This window comes from Oligoflexus sp., from assembly GCF_035638955.1.
GTDB lineage: Bacteria > Bdellovibrionota_B > Oligoflexia > Oligoflexales > Oligoflexaceae > Oligoflexus.
Genome location: NZ_DASQYZ010000215.1, coordinates 20,351 through 38,601 on the forward strand (window position 1 = coordinate 20,351; position 18,251 = coordinate 38,601).

Genomic DNA, 18,251 nt, shown 5'->3' on the forward strand with positions numbered 1-18,251 from the left:
TGTTTGGGATAACATTACATCATCCCGCCCATGCCGCCCATACCACCCATTCCGCCCATGCCACCCATAGCAGGAGCCGCCGCTGCACCAGCCTCTTGAGGCTTGTCAGCGATCATGGCTTCCGTCGTGAGGAGGAGGCCGGCAACCGAAGCTGCATTGGTAAGAGCAGTTTTGGTTACTTTGGTTGGGTCGATGACGCCGGCTTTGTAGAGGTCTTCGTAGACTTCAGTCAAAGCGTTGAAGCCTTCGCCGCCTTTCATGCCCTTGATCTTGTCGACGACAACGGCGGGCTCGAGGCCGGCGTTGAGGGCGATTTGACGAAGAGGCTCTTCGATCGAGCGACGGACGATGGCGACGCCGAATTTCTGCTCGCCTTCGACTTTGATGTTGTCGAGAGCGGATTGGCAACGGATCAGAGCTGTACCGCCGCCGGGGACGATACCGTCTTCAACAGCTGCGCGTGTGGAGTTCAAGGCATCTTCCACGCGAGCTTTCTTTTCTTTCATTTCAACTTCGGTGGCTGCACCGACTTTGATCACAGCAACGCCGCCGACGAGTTTCGCCAGGCGTTCCTGAAGCTTTTCTTTATCGTAATCGGAGCTGGTGTTGTCGATCTCAGCGCGGATCTGGGCCACGCGACCGTCGATATCAGCTTTTGCACCTTGACCGTCCACGATCGTGCTGTTGTCTTTGCTGATGGTCACGCGCTTGGCCTGGCCGAGCTGCTGCAGAGTGGTGGTTTCGAGTTTGAGGCCCACATCTTCCGACACCACGGTACCGCCGGTGAGGATCGCGATGTCCTGCAGCATGGCTTTGCGGCGGTCGCCGAAGCCAGGCGCTTTCACAGCAGCGATTTTCAGGGTGCCGCGCAGACGGTTGACCACGAGGGTGGCCAGAGCTTCGCCGTCGACATCTTCAGCGATGATGATAAGTGGACGGCCCGATTGAGCGACTGCCTCAAGCACAGGCAGCAGTTCTTTCATGTTGCTGATTTTCTTCTCGCTCAACAGAATGAACGCGCCTTCGTAAACGCATTCCATGCGCTCAGCGTCAGTCACAAAATATGGCGACAGGTAGCCGCGATCGAACTGCATACCTTCGGTGAATTCAAGGGTTGTTTCCATGCCCTTGGCTTCATCAACGGTGATCACACCGTCACGGCCGACTTTGTCCATGGCTTCCGCCAGGATGTTGCCGATATCGCGATCGTTGTTGGCCGAGATAGCGCCGACTTGGGCGACTTCTTCGCGGGTCTGGGTGGGACGGGAGAGTTTGTCGAGGGCTTCCACAATGGCCTTCACAGCGAGGTCGATGCCTCTCTTGAGTTCCATGGGGTTGTGGCCAGCTGCAACGAGTTTCACGCCTTCGCGGAAGATCGCTTGAGCCAAGACAGTTGCGGTGGTTGTACCGTCACCAGCGTTGTCCGAGGTGCGGGAAGCAACTTCCTTTACCATCTGAGCGCCCATGTTTTCAAACTTGTCTTCGAGTTCGATTTCCTTGGCCACCGATACACCGTCTTTGGTGATGGTCGGAGCGCCGAAAGAACGGTCGATCACAACGTTACGGCCTTTGGGACCCAGTGTAACTTTCACAGCGTTAGCCAGAGTGTCGACACCAACAAGAATCTTGCGACGGGATTCTTCACCAAAATTAATCGTCTTAGCTGTCATGATTTCCTCATATCTGAATTTATGGAATTGAGAAGGAATGTTTTAAACAAGGACGCCCATAATGTCGTCTTCGCGCAGGATCAAATGCTCGATCCCATCCACTTTAACTTCAGAACCGGAATATTTGCTGATCAGAACGCGATCGCCGACTTTCAAGTCTGGCTTCACGACATCGCCGTTGTCGAGGCGACGGCCATTGCCAACCGCAATCACTTCTGCTTCCAGGGGTTTTTCTTTGGCGTTATCGGGGATGATAATGCCGCTAGCAGTCTTTTCCTCGGCTTCAACGCGCTTAACGAGGACTCGATCCTGCAATGGTCTGATTTTCATAAATTGGCCTCCAACTCTCGTAATAACATTCGATCATTTTGACGGGTTCAAATAAGGCTTGCCCTCTTCGTCAGCGACGAAGACATGAGCAGCCCATGGGCTCAGATCAGCCACTTTATCGAATGAAAAATAAGTATCCTTTTTCAGGTGTCAAGGGAAGGACTAAAAAAAATCCCGGCATGGCGGGATTACGTGGGATGGCAAGTTTTTTTAGAAGCGACGAACAGAACGTCTGTCAACCGGTAAGGAATCCAGACTTTCATAGCGGATATCGTGGAAATAATCGCGAATCTCTTGAATCAGGTGGCGGCGTGCGCGCACAGCCGATGTCGCTTCTGCGAAGTCGATGCTCATCGGCAGGGCATCCCCTTCGCGCGGCACGATCAAAAGCTTCAACTCACCTTGCTCAGGTTCGCCAGAATGGGCGAGACAGATGTGTTGGATGTCTGGCCAGGCATAGCGAAAGGTCTTGAAACGCGTGCTGACTTCGAGCGCGGCGCTGGTGACATTGATCGAGCGTATGGTGCGGACGTACAGGTAAATAATAGCAAACCATGGGCTCACCACCATCAGCATGAAGGCGCCCAGGAGCAGCATGGGTGATTGCACGATCATCTGACCATTGATTCGGGTCAGGAGCAGGAAGCTGACACAGCCGACAAGGCCAACAAACGACACCGACACCAGCGTGCGCGGATAAGCCAGAAAACGGCGTCCGCCACCGGGCAGAGGATCGGTGAAGTAATAGTGCTCGCGATCTTCGAGCTGAGCTTTCTGGAAGTAGTGGATGGCATCCTCGTCCTCATTATCGATTTCGATAATGCGGCGCCACTGGTGCTCCTCGTCTTCAAACCGCCCCACGTGTTCGAAAAGCGCGGCTTTGAGCTTCAGAGCTTCCAGGTTTTTAGGACCCAGTTCCAACAAATCCTCGATGGCCTTATGGGCTTCATCCAGGTGACCCTGCTCGACGATTTTTCGGATTTGATTGACGTGTTTCATAAGGTGCCTATCGGCACCTGGGGCTGATTCTTAAGCCTTGCAGGAGTGGTCCAGGGACCCCCTCAAGTTTTCAACGCTTGTTCAACAACGGCGGATAAAATGCCTTGAAGGTATTGCTGCAAACCTTGGGCGCCAGGACGAAGGGGGCTTCGCCGCAACGCTGTGGGGAGCAGTCCTCCAAGTTGTAGTATTCAATGAGGTTTTTGCTGCCTTCGGCCCAAGCTGCGCAGGCAAGCTGGACCTGGCCTTTGTCGTTCTCCAAAAGGACAGCATCACAAAAGCAGGAATTGGTGGGGGCCGGAGGCGTAGGGCGACCGAGGCCGGACATCTGGATTTTCTGGCAAACGGGACTGAAAAGCTGACTGCAATCGGTCGGTTCGCAACTCGGTCGGGGCTCGCTGGCCCAAACTTTAACATTCGGAGCTGCATTTTTATTATCGCCCCAAACTGCGCAGTGCGGTTGGCCCGCGGCGCTGATCGTGGGGCCACAGATACAAAAGTCGTAAGGCTTGCCTGATTTTTGGGTGGGGGTGGCGCAGCTGGACAGCAGGACGGCCAGCAATGCCAGGATCGAGTTCAAAACACGCATGATGTTCCTGTACGAAAAAATGGCCACCCAAAGGATGGACCGACCTAGTTTAGGAGCAATGCGGAAGATTGGGAAGCTTATCTTACACGATTTTGACAAAAGGTCTTGTCGGTCCGACACCATGTGATAATAAAGGCAGATCCGTCCGAAGATATCACACTTGCTCAGGGGACTCGCATGTTCACAAAGATGACTTTGCCCGAGAAATTCTTTCAACAGGCGCAACTACGCCTGGATCAGAAGGCTTTCTATTACTGCCGAGTGCGCGACAGTAAATGGGTAAGCATGACGTGGAAACGTTACCGGGAAGAGGTTTGCCTGCTTTCCAGCTGGCTTCTGGCCCAGGGTGTGAACAAGGGTTCGAAGATTGCGCTGCTGTCGTCCAACCGTCCCGAATGGATGATTGCGGACCTGGCTATTCTCTCCATCGGCGCGATTTCCATCCCGGTTTATGCAACGTCCTCGCAGACGGATGTGACTTATATTTTGGAACACTCCGGCGCCGAAATGCTGGTCGTGGATCAGCTGGAGCACATTGCTTATCTGCAGAAAACCAAACTTAGCGCGATCGTAAGTTTTGAAAAATCTCCGAAGAAGCAGATCGAAGCGTTCGCCGCAAAAGTGCATTCGCTGTCCACGATTCTGCATGAAACCAAACAAACGCTCCACGAACCCGTGGCCCTCAAGAATGATGATGTCGCCACCATCATCTATACGTCGGGCACGACCGGCAAGCCGAAGGGCGTGATCCACACGCATGGAAACCTAGCCGAATCGATGGCAGCGTCTTATGATATTTTGGAAACGCCGGAAGGCACGACCGATCGCTATTTTTCCTTTTTGCCCCTGAGTCATGTGGCCGAGCGCCAGCTGGTGGAAATCGGTTCCATCATGACCGGCTCTGAGGTGGCCTTTGCCCGTTCCATCGATACCTTGGGCGAAGACCTTCTGCGTTGTCGGCCGACTATTTTGCTTTGCGTGCCGCGGCTCTGGGAAAAGATCTATGAGAAAATTCAAGCGGGCCTCCTGACCGCCAGTCCGATCAAACGAACTGTATTTGCCTTCGCGCGCACGCTGGGCGAGCAGCGCATTGAAGACGATCAGATCATCAGGCGCGCCAAGGATCAGAGCATCGGCGGCATTATTTCCGACGCTTTGGTGGGCAGGAAAATGCGCGGGCGCCTGGGACTGGACCGTTGCCGGATGCTGGTGACCGGCGCGGCTCCCACAAGGCCTGAGGTCATGCGGTTTTTCGGTGCCTTTGGCATGATGATCCGTGAGGTTTATGGTTTGACTGAGAACCTCTGCTGCGGCGTGCTGAATGATGCGCACGAAGTCGTGATCGGCAGCTGCGGTAAGCCATTCCCAGGCAACGAGGTTCGCATTGCGGAAGATGGCGAAATCATGTTCCGCGCGCCCTGGATGTTCAAAGGCTACTACAAAAATCCGGAAGCCACCCGCGAGGTGCTATCGGATGATGGCTGGTTTGCAACGGGTGATTTGGGTACCATGGATAGCGAAGGTCGACTGCGGATCGTGGGTCGGAAGAAGGAGCTGCTGAAAACATCCGGTGGCAAATATGTGGCGCCTGTGCCGATCGAAGACAGCCTGAAGTCCCATCCTATCGTTAAAGATGCGATGATTATCGGCGACGATAAAAAATACTGCGTCGCCCTGATTTCTTTTGAAACAGAAAATGCCAAAGCCTTTGACGAGGACCAGCGCAAGGATGAGATCAAAAAACTCCTGCGGCGCGTGAATGAGCCTTTGGCCAGCTTTGAATCGATCAAACGGGTCGGTGTGATGAAGGAATCTTTCACAGTGGAAAACGGGGCGCTGACACCCACTCTGAAGGTGAAACGCAATGTCGTGGTGAAGCAGAAGGAACAGTTTATCGAACGCCTGTATCGATCGGATGATATGGTGGTTTACGAGGCCTAAGCTTATTTTTTGGCAGCTGCGGCGGTCTCGGCAGCTGCTTTGAGTTCAGCGGCTTTTTCGTCCGCATGCTTGAAGACGACCGATAGGCGAACCCGTGTTCCCAGCGCATCATCGATTTTGAGTTCGCGGTTTTCCACGCGCGGTCCGTGCGGGAGCGTTTCGGGGATAATGGGGAAGGTGACTTCCCCGACCCGCTGATCATCTCCCCAGAAACCAAATTTCCTGCTGCGTTCGAAGAGTTCAATCCGGCAGATGACAGCCAAACCATCCTCGGCAACCTTGTATTGGCGCATGGTTTCGGCGGCAATTTCACGGATCAAGTCGCCGTTGAGCGCAATGGCAAACAAGGGATTGGGCTTTTTATCGGGAACCCAGTTTTTCAGACTTTTGATTTCCAATTCGCCGAATAGCCCAACCTCGCGTTCAATTTTCAACCGCTCGGCAAAAGGCTTTTTCACTTCCTCTTTGAGGATGGGGAGGGCATAAGCCGTCAGCTTGAAATAATAGGTGTTCAAGCCGCTGGGGTCCTGATTCCCGGAACGCAGGGCTTTGATGCTCACGGTCAGGTCGAGTTTATCGTAGTCGATGAAGGCGTCATGGTCCTTGGCCCAGGCTGGACCAGATAGCAGCAGCAATGTGATAAGCCAGGCACGCATGGATAACCCTTTCGTCCTGGTCATTTTCGGCAGATCAGGGGCAGGATCTGAGCTTTGGCTGCAAGCCGCCCTTTGGGAATCAGGCAAAATAGGGATCCTTGCCCAGGATTGTCAGCCGATCGGAAGGGCAGACAAGCCTCGGGGCCAGGGGCCCGTAACGCGCTGTTGACAGGGCAGAAGTCCTGTCCTAGTCTGCGTTTCTTGCAGGAACTTCATCCGCATAATCGACATGACGGACCTATGGATTCATCCCTGAGCATCCTTTTTCAAGATCACCATCTCGTGGCGGTCAATAAACCGGCCCGGTTGCCTGTGGCGTCGGATCACAGTGGGGATCAGACCCTTTTGGAACGGGTGCGGATCTGGAACGCCGAGCGGCAGGAGTCTGGAAAAAAAGGCTACTGCGTGCCGATCCATTTTTTGGATCGACCCGTGTCGGGACTGGTTCTGTTTGGACTGAGCAGCAAGAGTGCCGCGCGGCTGAATGAAATGTTTCGCAAGCGCCAGCTGAATAAAATCTATGTGGCTGTCGTCGAGGGTCGGCCGGCCCAAGCCCGAGGCCGCCTCGAGCATTATCTGACCAAGGATAAGAGCACAAATCTGACTCGCATCTCAAATCCCAAGGATCCTGAAGCCAAGCGCAGTCTCTTGGATTACGAAGTGATTGCGACTCAGGGGCATCGCAGCTGGATTCGCGTGCAGCCCGAGACGGGACGCAGTCATCAGATTCGAGTGCAGCTGACGTCCCTCGGCACGCCCATCGTCGGTGACGGCAAGTATGGGTCGAGCCTCAACTGGGAAGGCCGCATCGCGTTGCATGCCTTCTCTTTGCATCTCAAACATCCTGTGGGCGGCAAGCCTCTGATTTTGGAAGCGCCCCTGCCTGACTATTGGACCGAGATCTGGCCTGAACCATGGCCTTTGCAAGAGATGAGAACTTATGATGAATAATAATCGTTTTAACAAGCCGCAGGCGCCAAAAACCCCCAAAATGCAGACCACCACGCTGTGGGATTTCCCTTCCCAGCATTACGGTGAAGAGATGCAGGGGGATGCGGATTACGTCGGCGCCACGCCGTCCTATGTGATCTGGAATCTTTTGCATCGTTATACCAAACCCGGTGCGGTGGTGGTCGATCCCATGTGCGGCAGCGGCACAACGGTCGATGTGTGCAAGGACTTGGATCGGCGCGGCCTTGGTTTTGATATCGCACCTTCGCGGCCCGATATTCAAAAAGCGGATGCCCGGCATTTGCCTTTGGACGATAGCAGTGCGGATTTCGTTTTTGTGGATCCTCCTTATTCCACGCACGTGAAATATTCCGGTGATAAGCAATGCATCGGCGAGCTGGACGCTCGTGGCGGCGGTTATTATGAGGCCATGGAAGAAGTGATCGCGGATATGTACCGCGTGCTGAAACCAGGGGCTTATTTTGCGCTTTATGTCTCGGATTCCCAGGCCAAGAATAAAGCCTTCTGTCCGATTGGTTTTGAACTTTTTCTGCGGATGACCAAACTCTTTGAACCGGTCGATGTCGTCTGTGTGACCCGGCATAATAAATCGCTGAAGCGCAATCACTGGCATACGTCGGCGATTGAAGGCAACTTCTTTCTGCGCGGTTTCAATTACCTGTTCATCGTGCGCAAACGCCCTGTGGAAAGTTCGGAAACCCATAAGCATGAAGAGGCCGGCATCCTGTCCAAGCTTTTTGAAGCTGCAGCCAAGGCCAGTCCTGGAGAAGTGGTGACGCCTGAAAAATTCGGTCACCTCCTGGATGAGGAAAAGGATCGACTGCAGGAACACCTGAGCAAAAAACAGCAGAAAAAAATCAGTCGAGCCGCGCGCCCTTCGCCATCGGGAACGCCTCGTCCACAGCCAAGGCCCCAGACCGGAACGCCTCGTGCCGCTCAGCCTTCGCCTATCAAGCCGAAGCAACAGCCGGCGAAAAAGAAAGGCATTCATGGAACTCGCAAAACTGATCGCTGAGATTCGCCATTTTTCTGAGGAACGCGACTGGCGTCAATTTCATAACCCCAAAAACCTGGCCGCGGCCGTGTCTGTCGAGGCCGCTGAGCTGCTCGAAATTTTCATGTGGCTTACGGTCGAACAAAGCCGGCAATTGCCGGCGGAAAAGCTGCAGGACACTCGGGATGAAATTGGTGATGTACTGATTTGTCTTTTGAATCTGGCGGATCAGCTGGGTATCGATGCGGTGGATGCGGCCCTGCAAAAAATGGTGAAGAACCGCGCGAAGTATCCGGTCGATAAAGCCAAGGGTCTGGCCAGGAAATACAATGAGCTTTAAGAGGATTTCTTATCCTTTTGCTTGTCTTTAAGCTCATCCTTTTCCAGCAAGGCATACATCACCTTTTCGGCTGGAACGGTGTGATACCCCAGTTTCTCCCAGATCGAAGCACTGATAAAACCATCGATCATGCGAATGGTGCCGGCATTGGCGGGCAGGGCATCCAGCAGGGTCCGAAGCACCTGCATGCCGATGCCTTGCTTGCGATATTCGGGGCGGACCATGACATCCGAGAGTTGAAACAAAAAGATCTCGTCCGAAATAACCCGACCGAAACCCACTAGGGATGTCCCATCAAAGGCGGTGACATAGTGCGAGGTTTTTTCCAGCATTTTTTGCAAGGCTGTGGACGTGCGACTGCCGTCGCGATTCCAGCCGACGAGGGTATAAAGCTCGGATAATTGATCGTAAGGAACCGGTCCGTTCAATAGGACTTTAATATCCATGCGCGTGGCCCCTTTTCCGGTAATCCTTCCATTGTAGCCGCGTCAGGATTCGATCGCCACGCGAAAAACAGAGTGGTTGGGGAAGGCCGCTTTTACGGCTTCCTGCTGCTCGTCTGCCTTCTGTGGATCCAGAAGCCCGAGGATCATGCCGCCACCACCGGCGCCTGTGGTCTTCACACCAGGCAAACCGATTTTGCGGCAAATCTGAATGATCTCCTCCAGAGAATCCGGCACGACCGAGGCAGCACGCAGGAGGTCCCCGCATTCGTTCATGGCTGCACCCACGGTACTCACATCACCCTGCTGCAGGGCTCCATAGACCAGCCAGGAGAGTTCATCAAAATTTTGCAGATGGCGTTCACCGGAACGGCCTTTGAAATAAGGCTCGGCCTGGCGAATCATGGCCATGGTAGACGCTCGAATGCAGCTGTCAATCAGCAGGAATTCCCAGCTTGTGGAGCCGGTTGGGACTTTCAATTGGATGGGCAGGATCGGTTTATTCTTGGCGAAAAGAATACAGGCTTCATAGGCTACGACCGCCGCATCCAAACCTGAGGGCGTGCCGTGAAATCGTTTTTCCAATTCATTGGCATAGGCCGCAAGCTGGGCCGGCGGCAGTTCATAACCCAGACTGGATGTTAAGGCCCGCAGGGTCGCCACACAAAGAGTGGCCGAGGATCCGAGGCCTGCACCGATAGGCAAGGCATTGTGACTTTTTGCACTGAGTGAAAACGGAGCGGAGCCCAGCAATTCCATGGCATCGGTCAGGACACTGTTCACGCGGGGCGAGGCCTCATGACCCGCAAACGTCAGCTGAATCTGCTGCCTTTCATGGCGAGGCTGCGGCGTCAAAGTCAGATGCAAACGCATCTGTTTGAGCGGCAGGGCCACGGCATGAGTTCCATAGACGACAGCATGTTCACCGACGATGATGGCCTTGCCGCAGGCACTGGCCTGGGTTTCGACCGGCGCGGACCGACTGCTCAGAGGACTTTTGGAATTATGATTTTCACTCACGCTTTGTCACTCACTTTGAAAGTCCAAATGCGGGCCGGCACCCACGCTGTCATGCAACAGGTGGTCCGCCGCCAGGCGTCTTTGCAACCAAAGCTTCAGACGCTCATGTTCGCTTGCCTCATGAATCACATGAATATTAGGGCCGGCATCAATTGTAAAATAGGCATGGATTTCGCCCTTCTGCCTGGCTTCGCGCAAATCCGCAAGGAACTGCCGCGCCGCTTCATTCAGATAATAGACCGGCTGCCTGGCTGTCATGATCACGGCGTGCATCTCCAGCGCTTCCACTTCCAACCATAGGCCGAGCGCCTGCATATCCCGGGCCGCCAGCGCGTCCTTGACGAGGTTCATGCGCTCGGGCAAACCGCTGAGCCGGGGAATAAAGAGCGGACTGCTCCAGGCGAGTTCATGCGCTTCGGTCGAGCCCACGGATTTTTGTTCTGAACTGAACAGCACCACCGTGTCACGCAGCGCCCAGTGCTCGTCCGAAAAGAGCGAGGCATAGCGTTGGGCGTCTGGATCGAGACCGGCTTCCCATTGCACAAAACCGCCGAAAAGAGAACGGCAGGCGCTGCCGGAGCCCAGTCGGGCCAGGTCGGCCAGCATCGACCGATCAAAGCCATGACGCTCGAGATCGTCCCAGTTGCGCGAATCGGTCCATGCCATCAGCGAGGCCAGAGTGAGTGCGGCCAGGCCACTCGCGCTACTGGCAATTCCCGCGCCCATAGGAAAACTATTGGAGCTAGTGATCTGTAGCTTTTGGGAATAGCCGAAGCGCAAAGCCAGGCGGTCCAGATGGACAAAGGTCTTGCCAAGATTCTTATCACTGCGGTTATAAATCCGATCGCCCAGCCTTAACATGTGATCATCAGCCTGATGCAAACGAACTGTTGTTTTGGTGGCGAGCTGATTCAAGGTCATCGACAAGGAGTCGTTGGCGGGCCATTGCTGAGCGTCAGCGCGTTTGCCCCAATATTTGATAAAGGCGATATTGCTGGGTACGGTTGCGGTATATAGAGAGCTCATAGGATTGTCCCGGGATGAAGGCCGGCTCCGCCTTCCGCGGGATGCACAGGGAGTTGATACCAGCCTTCCCGATCCAGGCGTTCAACGGCCATGTTGGTTTGCTCGCGAGTTCCGATCAGGAGGATGGCATCTTCACCACCAGCTCCTGTTGTTTTTGCAGACCAGGTTTGATCAAAGCCCGGCAGAGTTTCCAGGGCCTGGAATAAATGTTCAGGGAAATAAGGCAGCTTTGCAAAGAGACGCCGCTGGGCTGCGATATCATGACAAAGTTGAGGCAGAGTATCGATCCCATGCGACCACATCTGAAGCCAACTCGTGATGACCTTGTTCGAGGCTTCATTGTATTCACGTTGGAGCGAGAATTCCTGCAAAGCCTTACGTACACTGCCTCCGACCTTGGTCGTGGGAGCCCCGGTTCCCCCTACAAAAATTTGCAGGTACTGCGCAAGAGGCGCCGGATCCATTCTTTGCCATGACTGTCCAGGCCAGTTCTGATAATCGGGAGTCCAAACGAGAACGCCGCCCAGGGCCTGGGTCAACACATCATAACCCGAGGCAAAGGATTGCTGGACGCGCTGCATGTGAAAGGCCAGAGTTGCCGCTTCCAGAATCTCACTGGGACTCAGCGTAGGACGGTCCTTTTGCAAGGCAGTTGCCCCGAGCAAAACTCCAAGTCGCAGAGCTGTGGAACTGCCAAGACCAAAGCGTATATCGAGATCCGATGCGATACGACAATGGATATGAGGCAAAGAATAATGGTGTTGGGCATAGTCCGCGACCTGCAGGAGGGGCTCACGAGCCACATCGTCAAGGGTAGCGTCGCGCAAATTGCGGGGTGTTGACCAAAGATCAGAATCCAGGACCCATCCGCCGTGCTGTGTTTCTGTGAGTGTCACGGTCAAATAGCGATCGACGGCCATACTCAACGCGGGATACCCATCCAGCACCGCGTATTCGCCGGCCAAAAGTATTTTACCTGGCACTTGAATCGAAACACTTTTCAATGACGCTGGGCTCCCTTTTCCTGGGCCATACGCAGATTGCTTTCATGCAGACTCATATGGCCGCGTTGAATACCTTCCGAGGCCAAGGCGCGTAAGGCTGATAGATTTTGCGCGAGGCCAACCGCCACAACGATTTCTGCCAAACCTTGGGCGTTGGGCGATCCCAATATTTTCAAAGCTGCCTGGGATGTCGGATGCAGTGTGGTCACACCGCCGACTGTTCCCAAAGCCATGGGCAATTCGATTTCACCTTCCAGATCACCTTCGCTGTTTTTCCACCAGCGGGTCATCGGCTGATACACACCCGTGCGGCAGCTGTAGGCATGCGCGCCGGCTTCCACAGCACGCCAGTCGTTGCCCGTGGCAATCACCACCGGATCGATGCCGTTCATGACCCCTTTATTATGGGTCGTGGCCCGATAAACATCGTGGGCTGCGAAAAGATAGGCTTGCTCAATACGCTCGACCACTTCCGTGCCGTTGAATTCACGGTTGGAGAGGGCCTCCTTCGGGACTTTGCAATGGGCGCGCGCAATGCGTTTGTCACAGAGATTGGTGAGGATGCGCAAACCCACTTCGCAGGGCAAAAGTTCCTGCATGCGTTTGCCAAGACGCTCACACATGGTGTTGATCATATTCGCACCCATGGCATCGCGGGTGTCGATGTCGATATAAAGCACGAGGGACTTCAAAGCTTCAATGTAACGCCAGGAAATATTCTGGGCGCCACCGCCGCGAGCCAGAAGACGATGATGACCTTCGTTCGCATAGGCGATGAGATTTTGTTTTTCGGCCTCCAGCACGCTGTCGTAATCACAGGGCTGCCGCAGGAATACCTGGACCTGGCCGGTCCCAACGGGAGCTGTACTGCTGGTTTGAAAGCCGCCACCTGCCCGAGCGAGCTTGGCGCCATGACTGGCCGCTGCCACCACGCTGGATTCCTCGACAGCCATAGGAACGAGCACGTCCTGACCATTGATGAGAAAATTCGTAGCAATACCCAGAGGCATGGCAAAGGTGCCAACGCCATTCTCGATAAAGACATCCACCAATTCTGCCGAGAGAGTGCCAAAATCTCCGAGCAGATGCGTTTGACTCCGATCCAGGCGCCCCATGCCCGTCACGATTTCACGTCGCTCACCGATAGGGAGTTCATAAAAACCTGGTAAACGGGAAGAAACTGGAGTTTGAGTCGTTTGGTAGCGATTCTGAAACAGATTGCGATTTTCACCGGTCATGGTTTCATTTCCACTGGAGGGTCAGAGTCAGCCGCCTTACACAGGAGCGTCCTCAGCATGCCTGAAAGCAAAGCTCAGTTCAAGTTTTCTTGAACCGTACCTGACATCCTGGAAATGCTGCTTCCAGCCCTTGATTATCAGGCCTTATGCACGGAAGATTGATTCAAATTCACGCTCAAAGGGATGACCCAATACCAATCGGTGCGACAATTCATCCAGGCGGGTGGCGCCGGTCGCCATAAGGGTCAGTTTTAATCCCTGGCGGAGCGTTTCCAGCACTTCCATGGGGGCTTCTTCACTCTCCAGCGCGGCGCGCAAAAGTGGCAGGCCAATGCCCACGAGTCGGGCGCCGAGACCCACAGCTTTGGCGACCGTCATGCCATCGCGTATCCCGCCGGTTGCAATCAGGGGCAAGCGCGGGAAGGCTTGATGCACCACAGCCAGGCTATAGGCGGTGGGAATACCCCAATCCCGGAATCCGTGGCCGAGTTCCTGCGAGAGGGCGCTGCGACTGCGAAGGCCCTCGATATGAGACCATGAAGTCCCACCTTTCCCGCCGATATCGATGGCGCTGAAGCCCATATCCGTCAGGCGACGCACGGTATCAGGTCCCATGCCGCAGCCGACTTCCTTGGCAATCACCGGGACATGCAGATGTTTGCAAATACGTTCCAAGCCATGAAACAGTCCCGAGAAGCGGCGATCGCCTTCGACCTGAACGAGTTCCTGGACCAAATTAAAATGAATGGCCAGCGCATCGGCATCAATCATATCCACGGCGCGTCGGCAGATATCCAAAGCATCGGCTCCGGTCAGCTGCGACATTCCAATGTTGCCGATCAAATAAAGGCCGGGAGCCTGGGGTTTCACTTTGAAAATGGCGGCATATTCAGGGTTGTCGAGGGCAATGCGCTGCGATCCAACACCCATAGGAATATTCATGCGCGCCGCGGCCTGAGCCAGTCGGCGATTGATCTCTGCGCCCTTGCTGATACCACCGGTCATGCCCGTAATCAGAAGGGGAGCACTGAACGTGCGTCCGAGGAATTCACGGCTGAGATCCAGGTCCGCTTCATCCATCTGCGGCAGAGCTTCCGGAATAAAATTCAGACGACTAAAACCAGTGAACCGATCACTGGCCTCGACGTCCTTGTTGCGGCAGATCTCTATATGTTGATCCTTCCGTAACTGCCCAATCATATCAAGAAGACGCGGTTGGTCCTCGTCCACGATCACGAAAACCCATTCGGCTGCGGTTGGGGTGCAGGCGCCATGAAGCGTGAAAGTCGGGCCCTCATTGAGGCGGACGGTGATGGATGTCAGATGAGCACCATCACGGCTGCCAGGAGTGGGCTGGAGAAGAAGCCGATCCCGACCCAGAGCCTGGACAAATCCGGTACTTCCCTGTTCCGAGAGCCATGGCAGGGCGGGTTCGAGTTTGATAAGATCAGGTGTCCTGGACAAGCATAGCCTCCGTGAGAGCATCAGCTGTTCGAGGGCCTTGTTTACCACAGGATGGTTCCATAGACAAATCTGGCTTGGAGATTTTGCATGAAAAAGCGAGGTCTGATCGTTTTGGGCGGCTTTTATTTGACCACCGTCGCGTGGGCTGGAATCCAAACCAAAACGGAAACGGTTGAGGAACAGGAAAAATCAGAAGTGAAAGTCTTCTGCTCCAAGTCCTCAGAAAAAGACGCAATGAATTCCTGTCAAAAATGGTTGGATGCTCAGGCTAAAAACCTGGGGGCGCGACTCTTGACCAGTTACTGCAGCGAGGGGGAGCAACAGTCCAGTAACACGGCTTGTCTTTATCGGTCGACGGGTGAACTGAAATATGTCCTGAAAAAATTCAGGACGGAAACAGAAAGAAATCATTGATGGCGAGGTTATTGATAGCTGGAGCGGGTTATCTTGGTCAGGCCTTGGCCGAGCGGGTTCTAACGGAGGGGAAACATGACGTTTCCATCCTGCGTCGCAGTGCGGTTGCACAGCCAGGTGTTACGAGTATCCAGGCTGACCTTCTGCGACCGGAGACCCTCACGCAGTTACCCGACTTTGATGATGTGGTTTACTGCGCGTCCGCCGATGCGTCCGATGAGGAAAGCTATCGGAAGATCTATCAGGACGGATTACAAAATCTTGTGCAGGCGCTTCGGGCGCGGGGCCGATATCGACGTTTGGTCTATATTTCCAGCACTTCCGTGTATGCTGAACACGGGGGCGCGTGGGTGGATGAGTCCGATTCGAATCTCGTCAAACAAGGTCCTTCGCGCTATATGGTGAGTGGAGAACAGGTGCTCGCCCAAGGCCCTGAAGATTATAGCATCCTGCGGATGGGCGGTATCTATGGTCCCGGTCGGACGTATTTTCTGCGGCGGGTGAAAGAAGGAGCGGAGCGCCTTTATGCCAAGGGCGGAGTCTACAGTAATCGCATTCACCGCGATGATTGCGTCGGCATGATCCTGCATGTGCTGCAGGGTCAGGCGGCGCGTCAGGTTTATAATGGGGTCGACAGCGAGGCGGCGGATCGGAATGAAGTCATCCGTTGGATGGCCGAGCAGCTGGGGGTGAATCCGGCTACCCTGCAGTCAACCGATGATCTCAAGCAGATCGCGGCTCGTGGGAACAAACGGATCCTTAACAAGAAGATTCGCGAAGCCGGCTACGGATTTTTGTATCCCACCTATCGGGAAGGCTATACAGCCCTCCTGCACGAAGTTTAAATCAAGGATCATTTGGTTTGGCGCAGAGGGAGGCGGTAAAGATATTCGCCCCCTCTTCGGCGCGAAACGTTTGGCGTTGGCTGCAGAACCTGGTGGAGTAAAGTTCCATATCTGCGGCGTAGGCGCTGAGGATGATTTCGTAGTTCCGATGAGCCTCGATGGAAAAAGGTTCGCCGGGCTTGTAATTCTTTTGGCGATAAGCCTCGGCCCCTGCGCCAGGAGCTTTCAAAACCAGATCAAGATGGTCGTAATCCCTCTTGACCGTCGGCAGACTGATGGCACTCACAGCAAATGTCGTTTCAATGGAACGCCCGACATTCGGATAGTCGTCCCCAGGTGGGCGAGGTGGCGCCTGGTTGTCCATGACTTCTATCGTTGCGCGGGAGGTGCGGCAGGCCTGGGTGAAGGTCAAGGCCAGCAGAAACAGGTGCACGGTTCGCATGAGACCCCTCTTTGATCTATATCCACTATTCTATCATCTGGCCTTGATAAAGTCTTGACCTTCGATGGTATTGCGGAGGTGCTGACTATGCGACGATACATTGCAATCGGACATACATAGGAAATGCATTACCCTCTCGCTTGATCAAGGGATCGATCACCTTCACTCCTGGCTCATGTAGTCTTGAGACTTCAGGGTGCGATCGGTTTGCTGATGTGCAAACTGTCTACAAGTGCAGTCAAGCCGCTGCTTTCAAAAAAATTTCTGTTGGCAGCGCATCGTCAGGATCTGTCTGTTTTCCAACACAGACGTTGCTTTATTCTTCACAAAAAATTTTTCCTGGTTGGATCGGGTGCCATCACTGCCTTTGGCGTTCGACGAAAAAAATAATAAGAAAAGTTTTTTGTATTTTTTTCGCAAGGCTTCCGTTTCATCCGTTCAGACGTTCCCCGATATTTTGAATAAACCTTTGCGGCTTAAGAGTTTAGGCGAGAGTCTCGCATCCCAATTCAAGGATGATTTTTTGTGATAAAGCTTCCGCCTTATAACGGCGGGCTCCCAGGTGATTGGTGAATTCATAATCCTTGCGCACAGCTTTTTTTGGCGGGAACATTTCAATCGGCAGTTGAACCGAAAGGGTTGCCAGGTGAACTTTCTCTTTTTGTCGATGACGAACCCGAGATCCTTGAATGGTCCGTGGACCTTTTTCGCTTTATGGCTCCCGAAGCAAACCAACTATGGCAGCGGACGGCAAGGCGGCCCTGGAGAGCTGCAGGTCCACATAGTTTTCTTTGATTGTGACCGACTGCAACATGCCCAATAGGGATGAATGGAGTTCATAAGGTATCGCGGGCGATCAGGCCCATAAACCCCGTGGGCTGCTTCGGGACCGGATCGAGGATCGACAACTTGAATTGCTGGCAGTGACCATCGATCCGGATCGAGCGGTGGGATTAACGGTGGGCAATCCCTTCTCCGATAAAAATGCTCTCGAATTCGGTTTGTGGGCTTTCGAAACTCACAATCTCGCTTTTTTGGTCGCACCGACGGTTCATCCGCGAGTGCGTTTTGATGGGGCTGCAGCGCTGACCGCTGCTCCCAATCGGATTAATTTCATCAACGCCGTCCTGAGTCAGATGAATGACTTGGATTTTCCCAATATGCACATGGTCGAGCTGATCTCGGCGCCGGCAGACGAGCCGCGGGAAGCGCTGGTCATGAATCCGAATATCGAGTCAGCGGATGACGCGTTTCAAGGTTGGGCTCAGGACCTTCATCACTATGGCTTGCCGATTGTTCACGGGTCTGAACCCACCCCAACACTGGTTTTCGAATCGACCTTGAGCCTGGTTAGAAAACGCGTGGATGGAGAAGGTGAAGCGCATCACGCCCCGGCTGTATGTGGAAATCCATGCGCAACGTTCGCGACGAAAGCGCGGATCATATTGAAGTCGCTCACAAAGGTTATCATCCTGAAAAGCTAAAAGCGCCGAGGGTTCCCCGCCATTTTCTTCCATTGATTAGTTGAATCTCCTGTGCCACTAAGCACAAGCAAGGAGATCGCATGAAAAAGAGTCGCTTCACGGACGAACAAATCATCAAGGCTCTGAAACGCAACGAAGCCGGCGAGAAGATCACGGATCTTTGCCGCGAGCTCGGCATTAGCCAGCAGGCTTTTTACAAGTGGAAGGCCAAATTCGGCGGCTTGGAGGTATCTGAAGCACAGAAGCTTCGGACTCTGGAAGACGAGAATCGTCGACTAAAACAAATTGTTGCTGACCAGGCACTCGATATCCAGGCCATCAAGTTCCTGCTCGAAAAAAAGTTCTAGGGCCTGACGATCAGCGCAAGGCCGTAGAGCTTC

General features: G+C 54.1%; 19 protein-coding genes and 1 pseudogene. 8 read left to right on the top strand and 12 right to left on the bottom strand.

All coding sequences use genetic code 11. From position 1 onward, the window contains the following. Positions 1 to 14: 14 nt before the first annotated feature. The 4 genes from groL to VE954_RS19725 all read right to left on the bottom strand — a co-directional run bounded on the left by groL (position 15) and on the right by VE954_RS19725 (position 3,588). Positions 15 to 1,670 carry a chaperonin GroEL gene (gene groL, locus VE954_RS19710; protein WP_324955909.1) on the bottom strand — a complete coding sequence of 552 codons (1,656 nt, stop codon included), beginning with the start codon at positions 1,668 to 1,670 and terminating at the stop codon, positions 15 to 17. A 42-nt stretch (positions 1,671 to 1,712) separates the two neighbouring features. Next, positions 1,713 to 2,000: a co-chaperone GroES gene (groES, locus tag VE954_RS19715; RefSeq protein ID WP_324955911.1), complete on the bottom strand. Its 288-nt coding sequence runs from the start codon at positions 1,998 to 2,000 to the stop codon at positions 1,713 to 1,715. Between the two features lie 210 nt (positions 2,001 to 2,210). Next, the gene (locus VE954_RS19720; RefSeq protein WP_324955913.1) at positions 2,211 to 2,999 is read right to left on the bottom strand and encodes a hypothetical protein; all 789 of its coding nucleotides are present in this window, start codon (positions 2,997 to 2,999) and stop codon (positions 2,211 to 2,213) included. A 70-nt stretch (positions 3,000 to 3,069) separates the two neighbouring features. Further along, on the bottom strand, positions 3,070 to 3,588 hold the full coding sequence (locus VE954_RS19725; protein ID WP_324955915.1) for a hypothetical protein: 519 nt from the start codon (positions 3,586 to 3,588) through the stop codon (positions 3,070 to 3,072). A 177-nt stretch (positions 3,589 to 3,765) separates the two neighbouring features. On the opposite strand from VE954_RS19725, the gene VE954_RS19730 reads away from it, so the two are divergent. Continuing rightward, positions 3,766 to 5,529 carry a long-chain fatty acid--CoA ligase gene (locus VE954_RS19730; protein WP_324955917.1) on the top strand — a complete coding sequence of 588 codons (1,764 nt, stop codon included), beginning with the start codon at positions 3,766 to 3,768 and terminating at the stop codon, positions 5,527 to 5,529. Between the two features lie 2 nt (positions 5,530 to 5,531). Here VE954_RS19730 and VE954_RS19735 read toward each other — a convergent pair whose 3' ends face one another. Further along, positions 5,532 to 6,185 carry a hypothetical protein gene (locus tag VE954_RS19735; protein WP_324955919.1) on the bottom strand — a complete coding sequence of 218 codons (654 nt, stop codon included), beginning with the start codon at positions 6,183 to 6,185 and terminating at the stop codon, positions 5,532 to 5,534. Positions 6,186 to 6,425: 240 nt separating this feature from the next. Here VE954_RS19735 and VE954_RS19740 point away from each other — a divergent pair, with 240 nt between their 5' ends. Genes VE954_RS19740 through VE954_RS19750 form a run of 3 tightly spaced genes read left to right on the top strand, consistent with a single transcriptional unit; the run spans position 6,426 to position 8,491 of the window. After that, positions 6,426 to 7,136 carry an RluA family pseudouridine synthase gene (locus tag VE954_RS19740; protein WP_324955921.1) on the top strand — a complete coding sequence of 237 codons (711 nt, stop codon included), beginning with the start codon at positions 6,426 to 6,428 and terminating at the stop codon, positions 7,134 to 7,136. Further along, positions 7,126 to 8,172, top strand: a complete 1,047-nt coding sequence (locus VE954_RS19745; RefSeq protein WP_324955924.1) for a TRM11 family SAM-dependent methyltransferase — start codon at positions 7,126 to 7,128, stop codon at positions 8,170 to 8,172. Before VE954_RS19740 ends, VE954_RS19745 begins: the two co-directional genes overlap by 11 nt. Then, on the top strand, positions 8,147 to 8,491 hold the full coding sequence (locus VE954_RS19750) for a nucleotide pyrophosphohydrolase (RefSeq protein WP_324955926.1): 345 nt from the start codon (positions 8,147 to 8,149) through the stop codon (positions 8,489 to 8,491). The genes VE954_RS19745 and VE954_RS19750 overlap by 26 nt, the downstream gene beginning before the upstream one ends. On the opposite strand, the gene VE954_RS19755 is transcribed toward VE954_RS19750, so the two are convergent. The 6 genes from VE954_RS19755 to fni all read right to left on the bottom strand — a co-directional run bounded on the left by VE954_RS19755 (position 8,488) and on the right by fni (position 14,686). Further along, a complete protein-coding gene (locus VE954_RS19755) occupies positions 8,488 to 8,937 on the bottom strand; it encodes a GNAT family N-acetyltransferase (protein ID WP_324955928.1) in 450 nt (149 codons plus the stop codon). The two genes, VE954_RS19750 and VE954_RS19755, sit on opposite strands and share 4 nt — an antisense overlap. Before the next feature lie 42 nt (positions 8,938 to 8,979). Then, the gene (gene mvk / locus VE954_RS19760; protein WP_324955930.1) at positions 8,980 to 9,954 is read right to left on the bottom strand and encodes a mevalonate kinase; all 975 of its coding nucleotides are present in this window, start codon (positions 9,952 to 9,954) and stop codon (positions 8,980 to 8,982) included. Positions 9,955 to 9,960: 6 nt separating this feature from the next. Next, positions 9,961 to 10,980, bottom strand: a complete 1,020-nt coding sequence (mvaD, locus tag VE954_RS19765) for a diphosphomevalonate decarboxylase (RefSeq protein WP_324955932.1) — start codon at positions 10,978 to 10,980, stop codon at positions 9,961 to 9,963. Next, positions 10,977 to 11,984 carry a hypothetical protein gene (locus VE954_RS19770; protein ID WP_324955934.1) on the bottom strand — a complete coding sequence of 336 codons (1,008 nt, stop codon included), beginning with the start codon at positions 11,982 to 11,984 and terminating at the stop codon, positions 10,977 to 10,979. The genes mvaD and VE954_RS19770 overlap by 4 nt, the downstream gene beginning before the upstream one ends. Continuing rightward, positions 11,981 to 13,222, bottom strand: coding sequence for a hydroxymethylglutaryl-CoA reductase, degradative (locus VE954_RS19775; protein WP_324955936.1), 1,242 nt, complete (start codon positions 13,220 to 13,222; stop codon positions 11,981 to 11,983). Before VE954_RS19775 ends, VE954_RS19770 begins: the two co-directional genes overlap by 4 nt. 144 nt (positions 13,223 to 13,366) lie before the next feature. Next, complete coding sequence (gene fni, locus VE954_RS19780) at positions 13,367 to 14,686, bottom strand: type 2 isopentenyl-diphosphate Delta-isomerase (RefSeq protein WP_324955938.1); 1,320 nt, start codon at positions 14,684 to 14,686, stop codon at positions 13,367 to 13,369. Positions 14,687 to 14,773: 87 nt separating this feature from the next. Between fni and VE954_RS19785 the strand changes: the two genes are divergently transcribed. Together VE954_RS19785 and VE954_RS19790 are read left to right on the top strand one after the other, a co-directional pair. Next, positions 14,774 to 15,100: a hypothetical protein gene (locus VE954_RS19785; RefSeq protein WP_324955940.1), complete on the top strand. Its 327-nt coding sequence runs from the start codon at positions 14,774 to 14,776 to the stop codon at positions 15,098 to 15,100. Further along, positions 15,100 to 15,945, top strand: a complete 846-nt coding sequence (locus VE954_RS19790; RefSeq protein WP_324955942.1) for an SDR family oxidoreductase — start codon at positions 15,100 to 15,102, stop codon at positions 15,943 to 15,945. Before VE954_RS19785 ends, VE954_RS19790 begins: the two co-directional genes overlap by 1 nt. 1 nt (position 15,946) lies before the next feature. Here VE954_RS19790 and VE954_RS19795 read toward each other — a convergent pair whose 3' ends face one another. Next, positions 15,947 to 16,387: a hypothetical protein gene (locus VE954_RS19795; RefSeq protein ID WP_324955944.1), complete on the bottom strand. Its 441-nt coding sequence runs from the start codon at positions 16,385 to 16,387 to the stop codon at positions 15,947 to 15,949. 914 nt (positions 16,388 to 17,301) lie between these two features. On the opposite strand from VE954_RS19795, the gene VE954_RS19800 reads away from it, so the two are divergent. Then, the gene (locus VE954_RS19800) at positions 17,302 to 17,871 is read left to right on the top strand and encodes a hypothetical protein (protein ID WP_324955946.1); all 570 of its coding nucleotides are present in this window, start codon (positions 17,302 to 17,304) and stop codon (positions 17,869 to 17,871) included. Positions 17,872 to 17,951: 80 nt separating this feature from the next. Continuing rightward, a pseudogene (locus VE954_RS19805) lies at positions 17,952 to 18,251 on the top strand (transposase); the annotation flags it as partial.

Bases quoted from the DNA above. Each gene is read 5' to 3' on its own strand.
- VE954_RS19740 (WP_324955921.1), top strand. From the start codon at position 6,426: ATGGATTCATCCCTGAGCATCCTTTTTCAAGATCACCATCTCGTGGCG.
- VE954_RS19725 (WP_324955915.1), bottom strand. From the start codon at position 3,588: ATGCGTGTTTTGAACTCGATCCTGGCATTGCTGGCCGTCCTGCTGTCC.
- VE954_RS19720 (WP_324955913.1), bottom strand. From the start codon at position 2,999: ATGAAACACGTCAATCAAATCCGAAAAATCGTCGAGCAGGGTCACCTG.
- VE954_RS19790 (WP_324955942.1), top strand. From the start codon at position 15,100: ATGGCGAGGTTATTGATAGCTGGAGCGGGTTATCTTGGTCAGGCCTTG.
- groES (WP_324955911.1), bottom strand. From the start codon at position 2,000: ATGAAAATCAGACCATTGCAGGATCGAGTCCTCGTTAAGCGCGTTGAA.
- VE954_RS19750 (WP_324955926.1), top strand. From the start codon at position 8,147: ATGGAACTCGCAAAACTGATCGCTGAGATTCGCCATTTTTCTGAGGAA.
- VE954_RS19795 (WP_324955944.1), bottom strand. From the start codon at position 16,387: ATGCGAACCGTGCACCTGTTTCTGCTGGCCTTGACCTTCACCCAGGCC.
- VE954_RS19785 (WP_324955940.1), top strand. From the start codon at position 14,774: ATGAAAAAGCGAGGTCTGATCGTTTTGGGCGGCTTTTATTTGACCACC.
- VE954_RS19775 (WP_324955936.1), bottom strand. From the start codon at position 13,222: ATGACCGGTGAAAATCGCAATCTGTTTCAGAATCGCTACCAAACGACT.
- VE954_RS19755 (WP_324955928.1), bottom strand. From the start codon at position 8,937: ATGGATATTAAAGTCCTATTGAACGGACCGGTTCCTTACGATCAATTA.
- groL (WP_324955909.1), bottom strand. From the start codon at position 1,670: ATGACAGCTAAGACGATTAATTTTGGTGAAGAATCCCGTCGCAAGATT.
- mvaD (WP_324955932.1), bottom strand. From the start codon at position 10,980: ATGAGCTCTCTATATACCGCAACCGTACCCAGCAATATCGCCTTTATC.
- VE954_RS19735 (WP_324955919.1), bottom strand. From the start codon at position 6,185: ATGCGTGCCTGGCTTATCACATTGCTGCTGCTATCTGGTCCAGCCTGG.
- VE954_RS19745 (WP_324955924.1), top strand. From the start codon at position 7,126: ATGATGAATAATAATCGTTTTAACAAGCCGCAGGCGCCAAAAACCCCC.
- VE954_RS19730 (WP_324955917.1), top strand. From the start codon at position 3,766: ATGTTCACAAAGATGACTTTGCCCGAGAAATTCTTTCAACAGGCGCAA.